At 74.7% G+C, this 20,722-nt stretch carries 18 protein-coding genes; 11 read left to right on the plus strand and 7 right to left on the minus strand.

Features of this window, described 5'->3' with window-relative positions:
* Positions 1 to 7: 7 nt before the first annotated feature.
* A complete protein-coding gene (locus ABC795_RS01760) occupies positions 8 to 382 on the minus strand; it encodes a Rieske 2Fe-2S domain-containing protein (protein ID WP_347059114.1) in 375 nt (124 codons plus the stop codon).
* Between the two features lie 120 nt (positions 383 to 502).
* Here ABC795_RS01760 and ABC795_RS01765 point away from each other — a divergent pair, with 120 nt between their 5' ends.
* Positions 503 to 2,584: a TPM domain-containing protein gene (locus tag ABC795_RS01765; protein WP_347059116.1), complete on the plus strand. Its 2,082-nt coding sequence runs from the start codon at positions 503 to 505 to the stop codon at positions 2,582 to 2,584.
* Positions 2,585 to 2,691: 107 nt separating this feature from the next.
* The gene (locus ABC795_RS01770) at positions 2,692 to 3,222 is read left to right on the plus strand and encodes a hypothetical protein (protein WP_347059118.1); all 531 of its coding nucleotides are present in this window, start codon (positions 2,692 to 2,694) and stop codon (positions 3,220 to 3,222) included.
* On the opposite strand, the gene ABC795_RS01775 is transcribed toward ABC795_RS01770, so the two are convergent.
* The 3 genes from ABC795_RS01775 to ABC795_RS01785 are packed head-to-tail and all read right to left on the minus strand — an operon-like array spanning position 3,201 to position 5,655.
* Positions 3,201 to 3,635: a PPOX class F420-dependent oxidoreductase gene (locus tag ABC795_RS01775; protein WP_347059120.1), complete on the minus strand. Its 435-nt coding sequence runs from the start codon at positions 3,633 to 3,635 to the stop codon at positions 3,201 to 3,203. The genes ABC795_RS01770 and ABC795_RS01775 overlap by 22 nt on opposite strands.
* A gap of 14 nt (positions 3,636 to 3,649) precedes the next feature.
* Complete coding sequence (locus ABC795_RS01780) at positions 3,650 to 4,618, minus strand: pirin family protein (RefSeq protein ID WP_347059122.1); 969 nt, start codon at positions 4,616 to 4,618, stop codon at positions 3,650 to 3,652.
* Between the two features lie 26 nt (positions 4,619 to 4,644).
* Positions 4,645 to 5,655 (minus strand): pirin family protein, encoded by a 1,011-nt coding sequence (locus tag ABC795_RS01785; protein WP_347059123.1) that lies wholly within the window; start codon positions 5,653 to 5,655, stop codon positions 4,645 to 4,647.
* 208 nt (positions 5,656 to 5,863) lie between these two features.
* Here ABC795_RS01785 and ABC795_RS01790 point away from each other — a divergent pair, with 208 nt between their 5' ends.
* The 9 genes from ABC795_RS01790 (at position 5,864) to mnhG (ending at position 16,381) form a co-directional block, all read left to right on the plus strand.
* The gene (locus ABC795_RS01790) at positions 5,864 to 6,466 is read left to right on the plus strand and encodes a helix-turn-helix domain-containing protein (protein WP_347059124.1); all 603 of its coding nucleotides are present in this window, start codon (positions 5,864 to 5,866) and stop codon (positions 6,464 to 6,466) included.
* Positions 6,463 to 7,767 carry an MFS transporter gene (locus ABC795_RS01795; RefSeq protein WP_347059125.1) on the plus strand — a complete coding sequence of 435 codons (1,305 nt, stop codon included), beginning with the start codon at positions 6,463 to 6,465 and terminating at the stop codon, positions 7,765 to 7,767. Before ABC795_RS01790 ends, ABC795_RS01795 begins: the two co-directional genes overlap by 4 nt.
* 26 nt (positions 7,768 to 7,793) lie before the next feature.
* Positions 7,794 to 9,614 (plus strand): ABC-F family ATP-binding cassette domain-containing protein, encoded by a 1,821-nt coding sequence (locus tag ABC795_RS01800; RefSeq protein ID WP_347059126.1) that lies wholly within the window; start codon positions 7,794 to 7,796, stop codon positions 9,612 to 9,614.
* Between the two features lie 250 nt (positions 9,615 to 9,864).
* Complete coding sequence (locus ABC795_RS01805) at positions 9,865 to 12,750, plus strand: Na+/H+ antiporter subunit A (RefSeq protein ID WP_347059128.1); 2,886 nt, start codon at positions 9,865 to 9,867, stop codon at positions 12,748 to 12,750.
* Positions 12,747 to 13,274 (plus strand): Na(+)/H(+) antiporter subunit C, encoded by a 528-nt coding sequence (locus ABC795_RS01810; protein ID WP_347059129.1) that lies wholly within the window; start codon positions 12,747 to 12,749, stop codon positions 13,272 to 13,274. The genes ABC795_RS01805 and ABC795_RS01810 overlap by 4 nt, the downstream gene beginning before the upstream one ends.
* Positions 13,271 to 15,037 carry a Na+/H+ antiporter subunit D gene (locus ABC795_RS01815; RefSeq protein WP_347059130.1) on the plus strand — a complete coding sequence of 589 codons (1,767 nt, stop codon included), beginning with the start codon at positions 13,271 to 13,273 and terminating at the stop codon, positions 15,035 to 15,037. Before ABC795_RS01810 ends, ABC795_RS01815 begins: the two co-directional genes overlap by 4 nt.
* Positions 15,034 to 15,621 carry a Na+/H+ antiporter subunit E gene (locus tag ABC795_RS01820; RefSeq protein WP_347059131.1) on the plus strand — a complete coding sequence of 196 codons (588 nt, stop codon included), beginning with the start codon at positions 15,034 to 15,036 and terminating at the stop codon, positions 15,619 to 15,621. Before ABC795_RS01815 ends, ABC795_RS01820 begins: the two co-directional genes overlap by 4 nt.
* Positions 15,618 to 15,929 (plus strand): monovalent cation/H+ antiporter complex subunit F, encoded by a 312-nt coding sequence (locus ABC795_RS01825; protein WP_347059132.1) that lies wholly within the window; start codon positions 15,618 to 15,620, stop codon positions 15,927 to 15,929. The genes ABC795_RS01820 and ABC795_RS01825 overlap by 4 nt, the downstream gene beginning before the upstream one ends.
* On the plus strand, positions 15,926 to 16,381 hold the full coding sequence (gene mnhG, locus ABC795_RS01830; protein WP_347059134.1) for a monovalent cation/H(+) antiporter subunit G: 456 nt from the start codon (positions 15,926 to 15,928) through the stop codon (positions 16,379 to 16,381). Before ABC795_RS01825 ends, mnhG begins: the two co-directional genes overlap by 4 nt.
* A gap of 25 nt (positions 16,382 to 16,406) precedes the next feature.
* Here the strand turns inward: mnhG and leuA are convergent, their stop codons facing one another.
* From leuA to ABC795_RS01845, 3 genes are all read right to left on the minus strand, one after another.
* Positions 16,407 to 18,095: a 2-isopropylmalate synthase gene (leuA, locus tag ABC795_RS01835; RefSeq protein WP_347060671.1), complete on the minus strand. Its 1,689-nt coding sequence runs from the start codon at positions 18,093 to 18,095 to the stop codon at positions 16,407 to 16,409.
* 220 nt (positions 18,096 to 18,315) lie between these two features.
* Positions 18,316 to 18,954 carry a helix-turn-helix transcriptional regulator gene (locus ABC795_RS01840; protein ID WP_347059135.1) on the minus strand — a complete coding sequence of 213 codons (639 nt, stop codon included), beginning with the start codon at positions 18,952 to 18,954 and terminating at the stop codon, positions 18,316 to 18,318.
* 169 nt (positions 18,955 to 19,123) lie between these two features.
* Positions 19,124 to 20,719, minus strand: coding sequence for a phospholipase D-like domain-containing protein (locus ABC795_RS01845; RefSeq protein ID WP_347059136.1), 1,596 nt, complete (start codon positions 20,717 to 20,719; stop codon positions 19,124 to 19,126).
* Positions 20,720 to 20,722: the final 3 nt, after the last annotated feature.

Here is a 20,722-nt window from a genome sequence, read left to right on the forward strand (position 1 = left end):
GAGGGCCTCACTCCAGGACGACGTCGTCGCCGGTGCGGACCGCCCGGCGCACCCGCAGCCTCGCCAGCTGTCCCAGCGCCCGCACCAGCTGCGAGTAGACCGGCGTCGGCCCGTGGTAGCCGAGGAACCCGCGCGGACCCTCGACCATCTCGCCGGTGCGCACGTCGTAGCGGCTCTGGTGCCAGGGACAGACCAGGCACCCGTCGGCGTCGACGCTGCCCTCGGCGAGGTCGGCCAGCTGGTGGCGGCAGCGCCGGGAGACGGCGAAGTACCGGTCGCCGCCGTCCGGGCCGGGGCCCCGGTTGCCCACGGCCCAGTCGCCGACGCGGCGGACCGTCCCCGGCGGCAGCTCGGCGGCGGGGACGGAGTCGTGCTCGGGCACGCGGATCTCCTCGGTGCGGTGGACGGCGGTGGCCGGCGCCCTACCCACCGCGACCGGGCCGGACCCCTCGCCCGTCGGTAGGGTCGTCCCGGATCGACTTCGCCCTTCCAGGAGGTATCCGTGCGCCGGCTGTGCGTCGTCCTGGGAGTGCTCGCCGCCCTCCTGCTCGCCGGGGGGCCCGCCTACGCGGTGCCGCCGTTCCGGCTGGCGGAGCAGGTGGTCGACGAGGTCGGCGCGCTCGACGGCAGCACCGCCCAGGTCCAGGACGCGATCGACGACCTGCGCTCGGCCACCGGCACCGACCTGTACGTGGTCTTCGTGTCCAGCTTCGACGGCGCGGACAGCTCCGAGTGGGCGCAGGCGACCGCCGAGCTGAGCCAGCTCTCCGAGGAAGACGCGCTGCTCGCCGTCGCCGTGGGCGACCAGCAGTACGGGTTCCTGCGCCCGGCGGACTCCCCGCTCTCGCGGGAGGAGCTCGAGGTCCTGGCCGACGAGCAGGTGGCGCCGCAGTTCGGGGCCGAGGACTGGGCGGGGGGCGTGGCCACCTTCGCCGAGCTGTTGCAGTCGGGCGGAACGGCTCCGGGGCAGCCGGTGGGGTCCGATGCCGACAGCGGCTCCGGCGGCGCCGGCGCCCTGCTGGCGCTCGGCGCCATCGCGGTCATCGGCGGCGGGGCCTACCTGGTGAGCCGCTCGCGCCGGAACCGCGCCGGTGGCGCGCTGCCCGCGGGTGGGCAGCGGCCGGCGCCCGACCCCTACGAGGGCGTTCCCACCGACCAGTTGCAGGGCCGCGCCAGCGAGGCGCTGCTGGAGATGGACGAGGCCGTGAAGACCTCGCAGCTGGACCTGGACTTCGCGCGTTCCCAGTACGGGGAGGAGGCCGTCGCCGGGTTCGGCGCCGCGCTCGCGCAGTCCAAGGCCGACGTCGCCCGCGCCTTCGCCGTCCGGCAGCAACTGGACGACGACGTCCCCGAGGACGAGCCGACGACGCGCCGGATGCTGGCCGAGATCCTGTCCCTGACGCAGGCCGCCGACGCCCGCCTCGACGAGCAGAGCGCGGCGTTCGAGAGGCTCCGCGACCTCGAGCGGACCGCTCCGGAGGTGCTCGCCGGCCTCGAACCGCGCATCGCGGCGCTGCGTGCCCGGCTGCCGCAGGAGGAGCAGCGGCTCGCCGGCATCCGGCAGCGGTTCTCCGGCCCGGCGGTGGCCGCCGTCGCCGACAACGTGCGCGAGGCCGGGGCCCGGCTCGACGCCGCCGACCAGGAGGTGCGCGAGGCCCGCGAGGCGCTGGCCGCCGGCCGCACGGGGGACGCCGTCGGCGACATCCGCGCGGCCGAGGACGCCGTGGCGCAGACGGGCACCCTGCTCGACGCGGTCGGCCGCCTGGCCGCCGACCTCGACGCCGCCGCCGGCCGGGTCGCGGCCGCGCGGGCGGAGACGGAGAAGGACCTTGCCGAGGCCCGTGCCCTGGTGGCCGGTGGCGACCGCAGCGGCCTGCAGCCGCAGATCGCCCGCGCCGAGGCAGCGCTGGCCGCGGCGGACGCGGCGCTGCGGCCGGCCGACGGCACGCCGGGGGACCCGCTCGCCGCGCTCCGCCAGCTCGAGGACGCCGACGTCGCGCTGGAGGAGACCCTCTCGGTGGCCCGCGACGCGCAGACCCAGGCCCGTCGGGCCGCCGCGGCGCTGGACCAGGCGCTGCTCACCGCCCGCTCGGCGGTGGCCGCGGCCGCGGACTTCATCGACACCCGGCGCGGCGCGGTGGGTCCCGAGGCGCGCACCCGGCTGGCCGAGGCGCAGCGGCACCTGGAGGCCGCGGTCGAGCTGGGCCGCAGCGAGCCGGTGAGCGCGCTGCGGGAGGCGCAGCAGGCGGGGATGCTCGCGCAGCACGCGCTCGACCTGGCGCAGGACGACGTCGACCGGTGGAACTCCGGCTACGGCGGCTACGGGCCCGGCGGCATGGGCGGTGGCTACGGCGGCGGGTACCGCCGCGGCGGGGTGGACCTGGGCAGCCTGGTGCTCGGCGGCATCCTGCTGGGCGGCGGCCGGCGCGGCGGTTTCGGCGGTGGCTTCTCCGGCGGTGGCTTCGGTGGCGGCCTCGGAGGCGGTGGCTTCGGTGGCCGGTCCGGGGGCGGCTCGTTCGGCGGCGGTGGCCGTGCGGGCGGCGGCTCGTTCGGCGGCGGCCGGGCCGGCGGCGGGCGGTTCTGACCGCCGCGCCGCGGGCCGCCCGAACTGTCGGCCGGGCTCGGTCCGCAGATGGACCCGCCACGGTGACCCGGATCCGGGAGGCAGGCCGGACGGTAGTGGTGGAGCCGATGGAGGTCGGGCCGATGGGCACGATGGTCATCGCGCCCGACCCGCAGGGCCATCCGTTCGGCCTGTGGCAGGCCGGCGAGCACACCGGTGTGCAGCGGTACAACGAGCCGGGCTCGCTGGTCTGGAACGAGGCGGCGGCCGACGACCCGGAGGCGGCCCGGGCGTTCTACTCCGCCGTCTTCGGGTTCCGGTTCGAGGAGATCCCCGGCGGGGAGGGCTACACGACCTTCTCCACCGGCGACGACCCGCTGGGTGGGCTGGGTGGCGTCGTCCCCGGGGTGCCCAAGGGCTGGTCCACCTGCTTCGCGGTGGCCTCCACCGACGGTGCCGTCGCCACGGTGACCTCCGCGGGCGGGAAGGTGTTCCTCCCGGGCCGAGGACACCGAGTTCGGTCGCTTCGCGGTCGTCGCGGACCCGTGGGGCGCGTCGTTCTCGGTCATGGAGTCTCAGGCCGGCTGAGTAGTCGCTCGGCGGCCGGTGCGAGCGGGGCGCGCCGGCGGTCCCCGGCTCAGCCCGGGAGCTGGCCGTAGGCGTGCTCGGGCCGGAACCGGACGACCAGACGGCCCTCGGCCACCATCGCCGCCCGGTACTCGTCCCAGTCCTCGTGCTCGCCGGAGATCCCGCGGTAGTAGGCGACCAGCTCCTCGACCGCGGCGTCGTGCGGCTCCTGCGCGACCGGGGTGAGCTCGGCGGTGCCCTCGACGGCGACCCAGGTCCAGAAGTCCCGCGACGACACGTGCAGCGTCACCCGGGGGTCCCGCCGCAGATTGCGGGTCTTGGCACGGTCGGCGGTCACCGAGATGCGGATCAGGCCGTCGTCCCAGGCGTAGCCGACGTTGGACAGCTGCGGCCGGCCGTCGCGCTTGACGGTGGCGAGCACGCCCCAGCGCTGCTCGGCGACGAAGGCCAGCAGCCGCGGATCCGGGCCGGGAGAGGTAGTCATGGTCGCAGCCTGCCTCAGCGGACCCGGCCGCGCGGCCGGAGGGCGACCGGCGGCAGGGGCGGGGCTTCCAGCCGGTCGCCGTCGTAGCCGACGACCGCCCCGAAGCGCCGCGACTCGGCGTTCCACTGCTCGGCGTAGCCGGCGATCTCCTCGCCCGACCGGCCGATGAAGTTCCACCACATCACCAGGCGCTCCTCGAACGGCTCTCCGCCGAGCAGCAGCAGCCGGGAGCCCGTCCCGGCGCGCAGCCGCAGCGCCCGGCGCCCGGTACCGAGGTACAGCATCGCGCCGGGCTCGAGGACGACGTCGTCCACCGTGGCCGACCCCGCCGAGGCCAGCAGCCCGTACTCGAAGTCGGGCTCGAGCGGCATCTCGACGTCCGCGCCGGCGGCGAGGTCCAGGTCCACCCCGACCAGCGGGGTGTAGGCCCGTCCGGGCGACGTCGCGCCGCCGAAGCTGCCCATGAGCACCGTGGCGGCGAGCCCGTCGGAGCTGAACCCGGGCAGCACCGCGTGGTGCTCGAAGTGCGGAGCCGCCTCGCGGTCGGCCTCCGGCAGCGCCACCCAGAGCTGGGCGCCGTGCAGGTACCTCGGGTGGGTGGCCGGGGACTGCTCGGAGTGCGTGATCCCGTGCCCCGCCGTCATCAGCGCCAGCTCCCCGGGGCGGAACCGCACGTCGCTGCCGAGCGAGTCGCGGTGGTGCACCTCGCCGTCGAGCAGCCACGACACCGTCTGCAGCCCGGTGTGCGGGTGCGGCGGCACCTGCATGCCCGGCCCCGTGGCGATGTCGTCGGGACCGTAGTGGTCGACGAACACCCAGGCGCCGACCATCCGCCGGCCGAGCGTGGGCAGCAGCCGGCGCACCCGGGTGCTCTCGCCGAGCAGCACATCCTTGCCCGGCAGCAGGTCCAGCACCGGACCGGCGGTGGTGCCCTCCAGCGCGCCCAGGTCACGCGTGGGTGGCCGGCGGTCCAGGTTGCTCATAGCGCGTCCTCTCTCGCGGCCGGGCGTCAGGCCGGCGTCTGCCCGGTCCCGCCCCGGACGTCGGCGTGGGGAACCGGCCCCTCGACGCGCTGCGCGGGGATCGAGCCCAGCCGGCCGGCGGAGAAGTCGGTGAACGCGTCGGTCACCTCCTGCCGGGTGTTCATCACGAACGGCCCGTACATGGCGATCGGCTCGTTGATCGGCTTCCCGCCGAGGACGACCACGTCGAGGGCCGGCGTGCGCGACTCCTGGTGGACCGCACCGCGCACGGTGACCGTGTCGCCGGGGCCGAGCACCGCGAGCTGGCCGGTGCGCACCGGGGCGCCGTCGATGCCGATCGAGCCGGCGCCGGAGAGCACGTAGACCAGCGCGTTGAAGTCCGGCCGCCACGGCAGGTCGAGCGTCGCGCCGGGAGAGACGGTCGCGTGCACCATCGACATCGGGGTGTAGGTCGACCCCGGGCCGGTGTGTCCCGCGACGCTCCCGGCGATGACGCGCAGGAACGCTCCGGCATCGGGGCTGGCGAGCAGCACCGAGGAGTCGGCGCGCAGGTCCTGGTAGCGCGGCTCGACCCACTTCTGGGCGCGGGGGAGGTTCACCCACAGCTGGAGCCCGTGGAACAGGCCGCCGCTCACCACCAGGTGCTCCGGCGGGCGCTCGATGTGCAGCACGCCGCCGCCGGCGGTCATCCACTGGGTGTCGCCGTTGCTGATCGTGCCGCCGCCCCCGTGGGAGTCGGCGTGCTCGAAGGTGCCGTCGATGATGTAGGTGACGGTCTCGAAGCCGCGGTGGGGGTGCCAGCTGGTGCCCTTGGGCTCGCCCGGGGCGTACTCGACCTCGCCCATCTGGTCCATGTGGATGAACGGGTCCAGCGCACGCAGGTCGACGCCGGCGAAGGCGCGGCGCACGGGGAAGCCCTCGCCCTCGAAGCCCGACGGCGCCGTCGTCACCGTGCGGGTGCGGCGGCGCACCGTGCGGGGGGCAGGGAGCGGGACCCGCGGCAGGGTGGTGGTGTCCTCGACGGTCACGGCAGGCATGCCGGCCTCCTTGGTTGAGGGTTCAACTATCGGTGACTGTAGCGCCCCTGAACCCCGCTGTCTTCCCGCCCGCCGGGGCGGGATCGCCGATCTCGTCCGCATCAGCCCCGTGCAGGCGCCGAGACCGCCGATCTCGCCCGCGGAGTGGGGGTGGCGGAGGATGCAGACGCATCTTTGCAAAGGAATCTTTGCAATTTAGAGTGCGCTCGTGACCACACCGCCCGAACCGCTGGAACCAGCCGTCGAGGTGACCGACGTCCGCGCCCTGCGCGCGCTGTCCCACCCACTGCGCAACCGCCTGCTCGGCCAGCTGCGCCTGCACGGGCCGGCGACGGCCAGCCGGCTGGGCCGGGCCGTGGGGGAGAGCAGCGGATCGACGAGCTACCACCTGCGGCAGCTGGCGACCTACGGCTTCGTCGAGGAGGTCGAGGGTCAGGGAACCGGCCGCGAGCGCTGGTGGCGCGCCCGTCACCGGATGACCAGCTGGCGCGCCGCCGACCTCGTCGCCCAGGAGGGGGGTGCGGAGGTGCAGGAAGAGATGAGCCGGCTGCAGATCGACCAGCACGCGCGGGTGCTCGACGCCTGGTACGAGCAGCGGGACCGGCTCGGGCCGGGCTGGACCGACGCCGCCTCGCTCAACGACTACGCGCTGCGGCTGACGCCGGGGCAGGCCCGCGCGCTGACCGGGGAGCTGGCCGCCACGCTGGCCCGCTGGCTGGCCGCCCACCCCGTGAGCGCCCGTCCCACCGAGGGGAGCGAGCAGGTCTGCGTCCTGCTCGACGTGCTGCCGCTGCCGGAGTGGCCGTCGTGACCGGCCCGGTGACCGTCCGTTCCGCGACCCGCCGGCTGGTCGGCCTGACGGCGCTGCGCTGGCTCCCGGTCGGGCTGACCACGCCGATCACCGTGCTGCTCGCGCAGGCCCGGGGGCTGTCGCTGGCCGAGATCGGCCTGCTGTTCACCGTCCACGGCGTCGTGGTGCTCCTGCTCGAGCTGCCCACCGGTGGGCTGGCCGACGTGCTCGGCCGTCGCCCGGTCGTGATCGCCGGCGCCCTCCTGCACCTCGTCTCGTGCGTCGTCTACGCCACTGCCACCGGCTTCGCGGGCTTCCTCGTCGGCGTGCTGCTCCTCGGCCTGGGCAGGGCGCTGGACTCCGGGCCGGTCGAGGCCTGGTACGTCGACACCGTCCACCGTCTCGACCCGGCGGCCGACGTCGCGCCCGGCCTGGCGAAGCACTCGGCGGCCGACGGCGGGGGCCTCGCGCTCGGCGCGGTGGTGGGCGGGTTCCTCCCGGGGCTGCTCGGCGGCGTCGGCGACGGACCTGTGGGAGATGCCCTGGCCGTGCCCTACCTGACCGCGGCCGCCCTCGACCTGGTCTTCGTCGCCGCCGTGTTCCGGCTGCTCTCCGAGGCGCGGCCGCCGCACGAGGGCCGCGCCCGCGCCGTCCTCGTGGCCGGGGTGCGCGCGGTGCCGGCGACCGTGGCAGGCGCGGTGCGGTTGTCGGTGACCGACGGCCCCATGCGCCTGGTCCTCCTGCTGACCGCGCTCGGCGGCGTCGGCCTGGTCGGCTGCGAGCTCCTGGGCCCGGTGCGCTTCGCCGACCTGGCCGGAGGCAGCGACGACGGCGCCGCCGTCTACGGCAGCGTGCTGGCGATCTCGTTCGGCGCCGCGGCCGCCGGGGCAGCAGCCGCCCCGGCCCTGCGGCGGCTGCTGCGGGGCTCGACCCGGGCCGCCTGCGCGGTGCTCACCGCCGTCGGCGGGCTGGCGCTGGCCATCCTGGCCGGCCCCGACGTCCTGGCGGTGGCCGCCACCGGCTTCGCCCTCTACTACGTCGCGCACGGGGCCTCGTGGCCGCTGCTCAGCGCGGTCCTGCACACCCGGGTGATCGCCGTCCACCGGGCCACCGCGGTCTCGGCGATGTCCCTGGCCATGGCGCTGGGCGGCATCGTCGGCAACCTGACGGTCCCGCCGCTCGTCGCGGCCGCCGGCCTGGAGGCGGGGTTCGTGGCGGTCGCGGCCGTGGTCGCTCTCGGCGTGCTCGGCTGCCTGCGCCTGCCCCGGTCGACCGCCGTGGAGACCGCCGTGGCCCCCGGGGAGGTGCCCGTCGGATACTGAGGGCCCATGACTTCTCCGAGCAGCCGATGAGCGCGCCCCTCAACCTGGTCAACCTCGAGCGGGTGCACAAGGCGCACGGCACCACCGTGATCCTCGACGACGTCTCCCTCGGCGTCGCCGCCGGCGAGCGGATCGGCGTGGTGGGCCGCAACGGCGGCGGCAAGAGCACCCTCCTCTCGCTGCTCACCGGCGCCGACGAGCCCGACTCCGGCCGGGTGACCCGCCGCGGCGACCTGGCGATGGGGGCCCTCGACCAGAGCGGCACCCTCCCGCCGGGGACGACGGTGCGTGACGTCGTCCTGCCCCCGTCGATGTTCGCCGCCGAGCACGAGTGGGCCGGCGACCCCGCCGTCCGCTCGGTGCTCACCGGCCTGGAGCTCGACCGGCTGGGCCTGGACGCCCCGGTGGCCCCGATGTCCGGTGGCGAGCGTCGCCGGGTCGCCCTGGCCGCGCAGCTGATCCGGCCGCTGGACCTGCTGATCCTCGACGAGCCGACCAACCACCTCGACGTCGAGGGGGTGGCCTGGCTGGCCGAGTACGTGAAGCAGCGGACCGGCGGCATGGTCGTCGTCACCCACGACCGGTGGTTCCTCGACGAGGTCTGCACGACGACGTGGGAGGTCGCCGACGGGAGCGTGCACGCCTACGACGGGGGCTACTCCGCCTACACGCTGGCCCGGGCGGAGCGGGCGCGGATCTCGGCGGTGACCGAGGAGCGGCGGCTCAACCTGGTGCGCAAGGAGCTGGCCTGGCTGCGCCGCGGCCCGCCGGCCCGCACCAGCAAGCCGAAGTTCCGCATCGAGGCCGCGCAGGCCCTGATCGCCGACGAGCCTCCGGCCCGGGACTCCATGGCGCTCAAGGGCTTCGCCGCCCGGCGCCTGGGCAAGACCGTCTACGACGTCGAGGGCGTCGACTACGCCGTTCCCACCGACGACGGCCCGCGCACGCTGTTCCGCGACCTGACCTGGCACGTCGGCCCCGGCGACCGGATCGGCATCGTCGGGGTCAACGGCGCGGGCAAGACGTCGCTGCTCAAGCTGCTCGTCGGGGAGGCGGAGCCGGACTCGGGGACCGTCGTCGTCGGGCAGACGGTGGCGCCGGCGTACCTGTCCCAGCACGTCACCGAGCTGCCGCGCACGCTGCGGGTGGTCGAGGCGGTGCAGGACGTCGCCCGCGTCGCCCGGATCGGCAACCAGGAGATCTCGGCGTCGTCGCTGGCCGAGCGCTTCGGCTTCGCCGCGAACCGGCAGTGGACGCCGGTGGGCGACCTGTCCGGCGGCGAGCGGCGGCGGCTGCAGCTGCTGCGCCTGCTGATGGCCGAGCCGAACGTGCTGGTGCTCGACGAGCCGACCAACGACCTCGACATCGACACCCTCACCGCGCTGGAGGACCTGCTCGACGGCTTCCCCGGCACCGTGCTCGTGGTGAGCCACGACCGGTACTTCGTCGACCGGGTCTGCGACAAGGTGGTCGCCCTGCTGGGCGACGGAACGCTCGCCGAGCTACCCGGCGGGGTGGACGAGTACCTGCGCCGCCGCGCGGCCGGTGGCGCGCCGCTGACCACGGCGTCGGGGGGCGGCGGGCCGCGTCCGGTGGGCGCGCCGTCGACGTCGGCTCCCGCGGTCTCCGCGGCCGAGGCGCGGGCGGCGAAGAAGGAGGCGAGCAAGCTGGAGCGACGGATGCTCAAGCTGGACGCCGACGAGAAGAAGCTGCACGAGCAGCTCGCCGCCGCGGCCACCGACTACGCGAAGGCGGCGGAGCTGGACGCCCGGCTCAAGGAGCTGCAGGCGGAGAAGGAGCAGGTCGAGGAGGCCTGGCTGGTCGCCTCCGAGACGGCCGAGGGCTGAGCGCCGTCGGATAGGTGTCCTCGACGCGGTCGGCCTCTGCTTCCCTTGGGAAGCAGAGGCCGACTGCGCTGCAGAGTGCGTCGGGTCAGCCGACCGCCGGGGCCGGGCGCACGCCGTGGCGTTCGCCCCGGGAGCGGGCTGGTCACACCCGGCGGCCGGTGACACCCACCGGTAATCTGGGCTGACCGCCCGCCGGCCGTCCGAGGACGTCAGTGGTCGTCCCCGAGCCCACCCAGACTCCCGGAGACCCGTGCTCGCTGCCCTGCTCCTCCACGCGCTGGCCGCGGTGCTGGCGCCCGTGCTCGTGCGCTGGTGGGGGCGGCAGGCGTTCCTCGTGCTCGCGCTCGTGCCGGCGGCAGGCTTCGGATGGGTGCTGACCCGGCTGCCCGGCGTGACCGGAGGCGGCGAGGTCACCGAGACCGTGCCGTGGGTGCCGGCGCTCGACCTGGTCGTCGCCCTGCGGATGGACGCACTCGCGCTGCTGTTCGCGCTGCTCGTCACCGGGGTCGGCACCCTCGTGCTGCTCTACTGCTCGCGGTACTTCGAGCCCGACGACGAGCGGGCCGGCCGCTTCGCCGGTCACCTCACCGCCTTCGCCGGCTCCATGCTGGGCCTGGTCCTCGCCGACGACCTGTTCCTGCTCTACGTGTTCTGGGAGCTCACGACCGTCTTCTCGTTCCTGCTCATCGGCGGCTCGGGCACCAAGCTCGCCGCCCGGCGCGCGGCGAGCCAGGCGCTGATCCTGACCACCGCCGGCGGCCTGGCCATGCTGGTCGGGCTGATCATGGTCGGCGGGGCCAGCGGCAGCTACCTGCTGTCGGAGGTCGTCGCCGATCCCGGCAGCGGGCCGTTCCTGGTCGCCGGGACGATGCTCGTGCTCGCCGGGGCGGTCACGAAGTCGGCGATGATCCCGTTCCACTTCTGGCTGCCCGCCGCCATGGAGGCGCCGACGCCGGTCAGCGCGTACCTGCACGCCGCGGCGATGGTGAAGGCCGGCATCTACCTCGTCGCCCGGTTCGCCCCCGGCTTCGCCGACGTGCCGGGCTGGCGGCCGGTGGTGCTCGGGCTGGGCGTGGCGACCATGCTCGTCGGCGGCTACCGGGCGCTGCGGCAGAACGACCTGAAGCTGCTGCTCGCCTTCGGCACGGTCAGCCAGCTGGGCTTCCTCATGGTCCTGGTGGGCGCGGGCAGCCGGGAGCTGGCCGCCGCCGGGCTGGCCATGACGCTGGCGCACGCGCTGTTCAAGTCCACCCTGTTCCTGACCGTCGGCGTCATCGACCACGCCACAGGCGTCCGCGACCTGCGCCGGCTCTCCGGTCTCGGCCGCCGGCTGCCGGTGCTGGCGGTCGTCGGCGGCCTGGCCGGCGCCTCCATGGCGGGCCTGCCGCCGTTGCTCGGCTTCGTCGGCAAGGAGGCGGCGTTCACCGCGCTCTGGGCGGGCGGGCTGCCCGACCGCACCGCCGCCGTGCTCGTGCTGACCGGCCTGGTCGTCGGTTCGGCGTTCACCGCCGGCTACACGGCCCGCTTCCTCTGGGGCGCGTTCGCCCGCAAGGGCGGCCTCCCGCCCACCGAGCCGGCCGAGCTGGCCCACCCCCCCGGCCCGCTGTTCCTCGCCGCGCCGACGGTCCTGGCCCTCACCGGGCTGGTCGCCGGACCGGCCAGCCCCCTGCTCGAGCCGCTGGTCGCTGGCTACGCCGACCGCCTGCCGTTGATCGCCCCCGAGGCCGAGAAGCTGGCGCTCTGGCACGGCGTCCAGCCCGCGCTGGGTCTGTCGGCGCTCACCCTGCTCGGGGGCGCCGCGCTGTTCGCCGCCCGGCGGCGGGTGTTCCGGCTGCAGCGGCGGCTGGCCGTGGGAGCTTCTGCCGACGAGGGCTACTGGAACACCATGCAGGCGCTCGACCGCCTCGCCGTCCTCGTGACCGGGACGACGCAGCGCGGCTCGTTGCCGGCCTACCTCGGGACGATCCTGGTCGTCGTGCTGGCGCTGCCCGGCTCCGTGCTGCTGTTCCGGGCCCCGTGGCCGGGGGAGTGGCGGGCCTGGGACACCCCGATCCAGGCCCTCGTCGGGGCGGTCGTCGTCATCGCGGCGGTGCTGGCCGTGCGCATCCGCCAGCGGCTGTCGGCGGTGCTCGTCGTGGGCGTCTCCGGCTACGGCCTCGCGGTGCTGTTCGCCCTGCAGGGCGCCCCCGACCTGGCGCTCACCCAGTTCCTGGTCGAGACGCTCACGCTGGTGGTGTTCGTGCTGGTCCTGCGCAAGCTGCCCAAGGACATCACCGAGCGGCACCGTCCTCGCGAGCGCGCCGTGCGTGCCGCCGTCGCCGTCGCCGTCGGCCTGGTGATGGCCGGAGCCGGGGCGGTCGCGCTGGGGGCCCGCACCGCCGAGCCGGTCTCCGTCGCCTACCCGGAGGCGGCCTACGAGCTCGGCGGCGGGCAGAACGTCGTCAACGTGACGCTGGTCGACATCCGGGCGTGGGACACCCTCGGCGAGATCTCCCTGCTGGTCGTCGCGGCGACCGGGATCGCCAGCCTCGTGTTCCTGCGCCGGCGTACCGGGACCGTCGACCGGCTCGACCCCGTGCGCCTGGCCCGCCAGGAGAAGCGCTCCCGTCGGGCCCCGCGCCGGCATTGGCTCGCGGCGTCGGCCGCGCTGGCTCCCGAGCGGCGCTCGGTGGTGCTGGAGGTGGTCACCCGGATCCTGTTCCACTCGATCGTCGTCTTCTCGGTGTTCCTGCTCTTCAGCGGGCACAACCAGCCCGGTGGCGGCTTCGCCGGCGGCCTGGTCGCCGGGCTCGCCCTCGTGCTGCGGTACCTGGCCGGCGGCCGCTACGAGCTGGGGGAGGCCGCCCCGGTCGACCCGGGGCTGCTCCTCGGGATCGGGCTGCTGCTGGCCGGCGGGACCGGCGTCACCGGGCTGCTGCTCGGCGCGGAGGTCCTGGAGACGGCGATCCTGGAGACCGCGCTCCCCGTGCTGGGCGACGTGAAGCTGGTGACCTCGCTGTTCTTCGACGTCGGGGTCTACCTCATCGTGGTCGGGCTGGTCCTCGACATCCTGCGCAGCCTGGGCGCCGAGCTCGACCGCCAGGCCGACGAGCACGACCCGATCGACGCCACCCCCGGTGAGGTGATCGCCCGATGACGCCGACCGTCGTCCTGCCGCTGGTCATCGGCGCGCTGTACGCCGCCGGGGTCTACCTGCTGCTCGACCGCAGCCTGACCCGCGTGCTGCTCGGCTTCCTCCTCCTGGGCAACGCGACCAACCTGCTGCTGCTGTCCACCGGCGGCCCGTCCGGCCTCGCGCCGATCGTCGGGTACGCCGAGCCGGCGGAGATGAGCGATCCCCTGCCGCAGGCGCTGATCCTCACCGCCATCGTCATCACCTTCGGCATCGCCTCGTTCGTGCTCGCGGTCATCTACCGGTCCTGGCGGCTGGTCCGGCAGGAGGTCGTGCAGGTGGACGAGGAGGACCGGCGGGTGGCCAGCCGGTCGGGCACCGACGCCGACGAGATCGACCCCGACGACCTCGCGCCCGAGGACCGGTCGGCCGCGCACGCCGACACCGGGGTGAGCGACCAGGAGGTCGTGGCGCGGCTCGAGCAGGACTTCGCCGGGATCCCCTCCGACGACGTCGACCTGCCCCCGACCCGGCGGAGGAAGCGGTGACCGGCGTCCTCGCCCCGCTCCCCGTCCTGCTGCCGCTGCTCGGTGCGGCGGCCGCGCTGCTGGTCGGTGGGCGGCACCCGCACGTGCAGCGGACGCTGAGCGCGCTGGTGCTGAGCTCGGTGCTCGCCGTCTCCGTGGCGCTCCTGGTGCTGGCCGACGCCGAAGGGGCGGTGGCGGTCTCGCTGGGCGGCTGGCCGGTCCCGCTGGGCATCGTGCTGGTCGTCGACCGGCTGTCGGCGCTGATGCTCGTGGTGGCGGCGACGGTGGCGCTGGGGGTGCTGTTCTTCGCCGTGGGGCAGGGCGCGGCCGACGGCGACGAGGAGACGCCGATCTCGATCTTCCACCCGACGTTCCTCGTGCTCATCGCCGGCGTCGCCAACGCCTTCCTGGCCGGCGACCTGTTCAACCTCTACGTCGGCTTCGAGATCCTGCTGACCGCCAGCTACGTGCTGCTGACCCTCGGCGGCTCGGCCGCGCGCATCCGCGCCGGGATCACGTACATCGTGGTCAGCCTGCTCAGCTCGCTGCTGTTCCTGGCGGCGATCGCGCTGGTCTACGCCTCGACCGGCACGGTGAACATGGCCCAGTTGGCCGGTCGGCTGGCGGCGCTCCCGGAAGGCACCCAGCTGCTGCTGCAGTCGATGCTGCTGATCGCCTTCGCGATCAAGGCGGCGGTGTTCCCGCTGTCGGCCTGGCTGCCCGACAGCTACCCGACGGCCCCTGCGCCGGTGACGGCGGTGTTCGCCGGGCTGCTCACCAAGGTCGGCGTCTACGCGATCATCCGCACCCAGACGTTGCTGTTCCCCGGCGGCGGGCTGGACCGGGTGCTGATGTGGGCGGCGCTGGCCACGATGCTGATCGGCATCCTGGGCGCGGTGGCGCAGACCGACATCCGGCGGATCCTGTCGTTCACGCTGGTCAGCCACATCGGCTACATGATCTTCGGGATCTCCCTGGCCTCCGAGGCGGGGCTGGCCGGCGCGATCTTCTACGTCGTCCACCACATCGCCATCCAGACCACCCTCTTCCTCGTCGCCGGGCTGGTCGAACGGCAGGGCGGGTCGACGTCCGTCGACCGCCTCGGCGGGCTGGCCACCGCGTCCCCGCTGCTGGCGGTGCTCTTCTTCGTGCCCGCGATGAACCTGGCCGGCATCCCGCCGTTCTCCGGGTTCATCGGCAAGCTGGGGCTGCTCCAGGCAGGGGTCGCCGACGGCGGCGGGCTGCCGGTCGTCGTGGTCGGGGCGGGCGTGGTGGCCAGCCTGCTCACCCTGCTGGCCGTCTCCCGGGTCTGGACCCGGGCTTTCTGGAGGCCGCCGGCCCAGTCTCCGGCGGCGGACACCGACGCCGCGGCCGCCGCCGACGCCGGGCCGGAGCTCGGCCCCGCGCCGCTGCCCGGTCCCGCCGACGAGCACCAGCCCGCCGGCGAGAAGGAGGCCGCGGCGACCGACGACGGGGCGTCCCTGCTGACCGGCACTCCCCGGCGGACGGCGGCCCGGCGTGCGGCCTGGGCGCGGCACACCGCCGTGGCGACCGCCGCCACCCCGCCCACCGACGGGTTCGGCGGGGATCCGGAGGACGGGCTGGCCTCCGGACGGCCGCTGCCGCGCGTGATGGTGGGGGCGACGACGGCGATGGTGGTGGTGACCGTCGGGCTCACCGCGATCGCCGGGCCGCTCTACGGCGTCGCCGAGCGCGCGGCCGAGGACCTCCGCGACCGGGATCCCTACGTCGGGGCCGTCATCGGGGTGGAGGAGGCGCCGTGACCGATGAGCCGTCGGGCGTCGCCCACCAGCTGCGGCACCAGTTGCCGCTGCTGGTCTGGCTGGTGCTCGTCTGGAACTTCCTGTGGGGCACGTGGTCGTGGGCCAACCTGCTCGGCGGGGTCGTCGTCGCCCTGCTGGTGACCGTGCTGCTCCCGCTGCCGCCGGTCGTGGGCGGCACCCAGGTGCGTCCGCTGGCCCTGCTGCGCTTCCTCGGGTACTTCCTCGTCGACCTCGTGACCTCGGGGGCGGAGGTCGCCTGGCAGACCGTCCGGCCGAGCGGGATCGGCCGCAGCGCCATCATCCGGGTGCAGCTGCGCACCGACTCGGACCTGTTGCTGACGATCCTGGCCGAGTCGCTCACCCTGGTGCCGGGGTCGATGGTGATCGACATGGACCGTGAGCGGCGGACCCTGGCGGTGCACGTCCTGCACGTGGCGGACGAGCGAGACGTGCTGCGCCAGCGGGAGTCGGTCCTGGCCCAGGAGGAGCGGGTGGTGCGGGCGTTCGGGTCCGCTGGCGAGATCGCCGCGCTCGGCCTGTCGCCGGGTGAGCGGGCCGAGGCCCCGGGGAGGCGGACGCCGTGACCGTCGTCTCCTGGCTGGCCTACGGGTTGCTCGGCGGCGGGGCGCTGCTCGCGCTGGTCCGGCTCGCCCGCGGCCCGTCGCTGCTGGACCGGGTGGTGGCCACCGACACGCTGCTGGTCATCATCGCGGCGGGCCTGGCCGTGCACGCGGCGCTGGAGCGGGACCCGACCGTGGTCCCCGTGCTGGTCGTGGTGTCCCTGCTGGCATTCGTGGGGTCCGTGTCGGTGGCGCGCTACATCGGCGGCATGATGCTGGGCTCGCGGCCGGACGAGCCGGCGGACCGGCCGGCGGGGGAGGTGCCGCGGTGAACGACATCTCCACCGCCGGCGACGTCGTGGCCGTCGTCCTGCTGCTCGTCGGGTCGTTGCTGTGCCTCACCGCGGGCCTGGGCCTGCTGCGGTTCCCCGACGTCCTGACCCGGATGCACGCCGGCACCAAGCCGCAGGTGCTGGGTTTCCTGCTGATCATGCTCGGGGGCGCGATCCGGCTGCAGGGCTGGTCGACGACCTGGATGCTGCTGCTCGTCGCGGCGTTCCAGATGCTCACCGCGCCGGTGAGCGCGCACATGATCAGCCGGGTGGCCTACCGGCGACGGCACATCCGGCGGGACCTGCTGCTGGTGGACGATCTGAGCGGCGGCGAGGCGCGCGACAGCGTCTACCGGGGGGACGAGCCCGCCGATGCGCCGCCGGAGGAACCGGGCCGGGCGCTGGCGAAGAGCCGCCGGGAGGACGAGGCCGACCGGGAGCAGCCCGGCTGACCCCGCCCTCCGCGGCGGTGCGTCGTCAGCGCTGCGCCCGGTTCACCGCGGAGACGACGGCGTGCAGGGAGGCGGTGACGATGTTGGGGTCGATGCCCACGCCCCACAGCACCCGGTCGCCGACGGCGCACTCGACGTAGGCGGCGGCACTGACGCTCGCGTGGCCCGGGTCCATCGCGTGCTCGGCGTAGTCGAGGACGCGGACGTCGACGTCGACGGTCTTGAGCGCGTCCACGAACGCGGCGATCGGGCCGTTGCCGCGGCCCTCGACCGTCACCGGTACGCCGGAGTCGACCAGCTCCACGACCATCTCGTCGAGCTGGTCGCCGTGCGCGGTGTGCCGGTGGCCGGACAGGGAAAAACGGCCCCACGGTGCGGCCGGGTCCGGCAGGTACTCGTTGGTGAACGCGGTCCACATCTGCTGGGCGGTGACCTCGCCGCCCTCGTCGTCGGTGTGCCGCTGGATGACCGCGCTGAACTCGATCTGCAGCCGCCGTGGCAGGTCGAGGTGGTTCTCGGTCTTCATGATGTAGGCGACGCCGCCCTTGCCGGACTGGCTGTTCACCCGGATCACGGCCTCGTAGCTGCGCCCGACGTCCTTGGGGTCGATCGGCAGGTAGGGAACGGCCCACGCCTGCTGCTCGACGGGGACGCCGGCGGCCTGGGCATCGGCCTCCAGGGCCTTGAAGCCCTTGTTGATCGCGTCCTGGTGGGAGCCGGAGAAGGCGGTGTAGACCAGGTCGCCGCCGTACGGGTGCCGTTCGTGCACACCGAGCTGGTTGCAGTACTCGACGGTGCGGCGGATCTCGTCGATGTCGGAGAAGTCGATCTGCGGGTCGATGCCCTGGCTGAACAGGTTCAGGCCGAGGGTCACCAGGTCCACGTTGCCGGTGCGCTCGCCGTTGCCGAACAGGCAGCCCTCGATGCGGTCGGCGCCGGCCCGGTAGCCCAGCTCGGCGGCGGCGACGGCGGTGCCCCGGTCGTTGTGCGGGTGCAGGCTCAGCACGACGGAGTCGCGCCGGCCCAGGTTGCGGTGCATCCACTCGATCTGGTCGGCGTAGACGGTCGGCTCGGCCATCTCGACGGTCGCCGGCAGGTTGAGGATCGTCGGCCGGTCGGGGGTGGGCTCCCAGACGTCGGTGACGGCGTTGCAGATCTCGACGGCGAAGTCGAGCTCGGTGCCGGTGAACGACTCGGGGGAGTACTCGAACCGGATGTCGGTCTCGGGCATCTGCTCGGCCAGCTTGCGCACCAGCTGGGCGCCGTGGACGGCGATGTCGACGATCCCCGCGCGGTCGGATCCGAACACGACCCGCCGCTGCAGGGTCGACGTCGAGTTGTAGAGGTGCACGATCGCCTGCTTGGCGCCGCGCAGGGACTCGAAGGTGCGCTCGATCAGCTCGTCGCGGGCCTGGGTCAGCACCTGGATCGTCACGTCGCCGGGGACCAGGTCGTCCTCGATCAGCTGGCGGACGAAGTCGTAGTCGGTCTGGCTGGCCGCCGGGAAGCCGACCTCGATCTCCTTGTAGCCCATGCGGACGAGCAGGTCGAACATGCGCCGCTTGCGGTCGGGCGTCATCGGGTCGATCAGCGCCTGGTTGCCGTCGCGCAGGTCGACCGCGCACCAGCGCGGGGCTGCGGTGGTGACCGTGTCGGGCCAGGTGCGGTCGGCCAGCACCACGGGGGCGAACGGCGCGTAGCGGTGCGCCGGCATCCCGGAGGGCCGCTGGGGATTGCGCGCGTGCGGGTGGGTGTCGCTCATGGGGAGGCTCCTGGTGCGGGCTGCTCGTGCGCGGAGTGCGCACGGCTCCGGGGACGGTCAGCGGGCGTCGGGAACGCCTGAACCCCGCGGCGAGGAAGCCGACCTAGGAGAGGGCCTCGCCGCGGCGGGTAAGCAGGAGGCTGCCGCGCACGCCGCCCACGGTAGCAGCGGGTCAGCCCACGTCGCAGCGACACGGGCAGTCGTCGGTGTGCACCGGCCGGCCGCTGCGGTCGTCCAGCTCGTCGCAGGTCGGCGGGCACGAGCAGGTGAACGGGTCGGGGGGAACCGCCAGCTCGCCGGCGAGGAACCGCCGCTGCCGATGCTCCGCGTCCCGCTGCCGGCGCGCCGCCTTCCGGACCGCCGCGCGTTCCCCGGGGGAGTCCCCGGGCTGCGGGCGCAGGTGGTCGTCGGGCCGCTCCCGGGCGCGGCGCTCGGCGTCCTCCCACGGCAGCCGCCGGTCGAACGTGTACGTCGGCTGCTGCAGGCGCGGCCGGTGCTCCCACCGGGACGCACGCTCCTCGCTGAGCATCGTGTCCAGGTGGGCCGGGAACCGGCGTCCGGCCCGGTCCCGCACCGCGTCGGGGTCCATGCCGGGCACCTCGTCGCCGTTGCCGTCGAGCAGGGCGATCCGCAGGCCGGCGAGGCCCGCGGCGCGGGCCAGCGCCGTGACGGGCAGGTCGCGGGTGCCGGCCTCGCCGTGCGCCACGGCGGAGGCGCTCAGGCCGGCCGCCTCCGCCAGCTCCCGCTGCGACATGTCGGCCAGCCGCCGGATGCGGCGCAGCGCACCGCAGAGGTCGAAGAGCTCCGGCACGGCGTCGATCATCACGCTGGTCGGGCGCTCGGCGGTGGTTCGATCGCGGGCCTGTGGACGACGCTCGCCCACCCGGCGGTGGAAGATCCCGCGGCAGTCGGTCTCTGCTCACGAGGGGAAGCAGAGACCGACTGCGCGGGGAGGGACGTGCCGGTGGGCAGCGGCGCGATCAGAAGGCCTTGCGCAGGCGCAGCCGCACCGGGCGGCCGTCGGGGTCGACCAGCAGCCGGTAGACCGGGGTGGCCCACAGCCGGGTCAGCCAGGACAGCGTCTCCGGCCGGTGCGGCCGGATCCGTCCCGGTGGACGGGCGCCGCGCCGGCCGTTCGCGTGCCACTCGTCCAGGGCGGCGGCCCGGGCATCGAGGGTCGCCACGAACCGCTCGGGATCGACCAGCAGGTCGTCCTCGCTGCCGTCCTGCGGCAGGTCGAGGTGCTCGCGGGCGAGCTCCAACCGCAGGTCGCGGGCGAAGGTCCGGGCGCAGTCACCGGTTCCGGCCGGGTCCAGGGGCTCGCGGGGGTCCCGGGTGGTGTCGAGGACCGCGGTGGACAGCTCGCTGTCGTGGGTCCAGGAGCGCCGGTTGAAGTTGTCGCTGCCGATGCTGGCCCAGACGTCGTCGACGACGCAAACCTTCGCGTGCACGTAGACCGGGGTGCCGGCGTGGTTCTCGACGTCGAAGACGTGCACCCGCTCCTCCCCGCCCGCGCGGAGGCACAGATCGATCGCCTGCCGGCGGCCGACGTACTGCGGTGTCGCGTTGAACGCCCCCTCCTGGTCGGGGATGCGCGGGACGACGACGACCAGGTGCAGGTCGGGGTCGTCGGTCAGCGCGTCGGCGAACAGCTGGGCGACCTCGGAGGACCACAGGTACTGGTCCTCCAGGTAGATCAGCCGCCGGGCCCTCTTGACCGCCTTGCTGTAGCCGCGGGCGATCGAGCGCTCGCCCTCGGGGGCGAAGTCGTAGCGGGGAAGGATCTTGGGGTAGGTCCGCAGCGTCTGGACCAGGTGCGGCCCGCAGGGCGGGGGTGGTGGGAGTTCCGCCGGCAGCGGCGAGGGATCGAGCCGGGCCCGGCGGAACCGGTCGATGACGTACGCGATCGGATTGCCCCGGACGGGGCTGGTCGGGTCGTCCCACCGCTCGCGGAACGCGGTGTCCAGGACGGCGACGGCGGGCCCGCGGATCTCGGCCTGCACGTCGTGCCAGGGCGGGGTCGGCCCGTACGCCGAGGCCATGTCCACCGGCTGCGGGTCGCCGCCGTGGTCTGCGTCGTCGCGGCGGCTGTGGCACAGGTCGATCCCGCCGGCGAAGGCGACGTCCCGCGACGGGTCGGTGGGGCAGCGGATCAGCACGATCTTCTGGTGGTGGCTGCCCACCCGGCGCACGCGCTGGTCGAGGACCACCCGGCCGCCGTCCTCCTCGATCTCCCGGTCCAGCGCCCGGTTCTGCTCCTTGCTGTAGGCGAGCCAGTCGGTGTGCGAGCGCCACACCAGGCCGCGGACGTCGACCCCGCGATGCGCCGCGGCGCTGAAGAGCTCGTTGACGGTCGGCCCGTCCGGGCGCAGCCGCTGGTCGGGATCACCTCGCCAGTCGGTGAACCACAGACGGTCCCCCTCGCCCAGCCCTTCCACGACCTCCACCAGCCGCTCGAAGTACGCGACCCCGTGGACGAGCGGCACCACCCGGTTGCCGTCGGTCCAGGCCGGAAGCGGTGTGCCGGGGTTGCCGCGCTCCTGCGCGGTCAGCAGCCAGTGGCTCGGGTCGTCCACCGG

It is taken from the genome of Blastococcus sp. HT6-30, assembly GCF_039729015.1.
Lineage (GTDB): Bacteria > Actinomycetota > Actinomycetes > Mycobacteriales > Geodermatophilaceae > Blastococcus.

Bases quoted from the DNA above. Each gene is read 5' to 3' on its own strand.
- ABC795_RS01800 (WP_347059126.1), top strand. From the start codon at position 7,794: ATGAGCGCGCCCCTCAACCTGGTCAACCTCGAGCGGGTGCACAAGGCG.
- ABC795_RS01775 (WP_347059120.1), bottom strand. From the start codon at position 3,635: ATGACTACCTCTCCCGGCCCGGATCCGCGGCTGCTGGCCTTCGTCGCC.
- leuA (WP_347060671.1), bottom strand. From the start codon at position 18,095: ATGCCGGCGCACCGCTACGCGCCGTTCGCCCCCGTGGTGCTGGCCGAC.
- ABC795_RS01785 (WP_347059123.1), bottom strand. From the start codon at position 5,655: ATGCCTGCCGTGACCGTCGAGGACACCACCACCCTGCCGCGGGTCCCG.
- ABC795_RS01770 (WP_347059118.1), top strand. From the start codon at position 2,692: ATGGAGGTCGGGCCGATGGGCACGATGGTCATCGCGCCCGACCCGCAG.
- ABC795_RS01780 (WP_347059122.1), bottom strand. From the start codon at position 4,618: ATGAGCAACCTGGACCGCCGGCCACCCACGCGTGACCTGGGCGCGCTG.
- ABC795_RS01810 (WP_347059129.1), top strand. From the start codon at position 12,747: ATGACGCCGACCGTCGTCCTGCCGCTGGTCATCGGCGCGCTGTACGCC.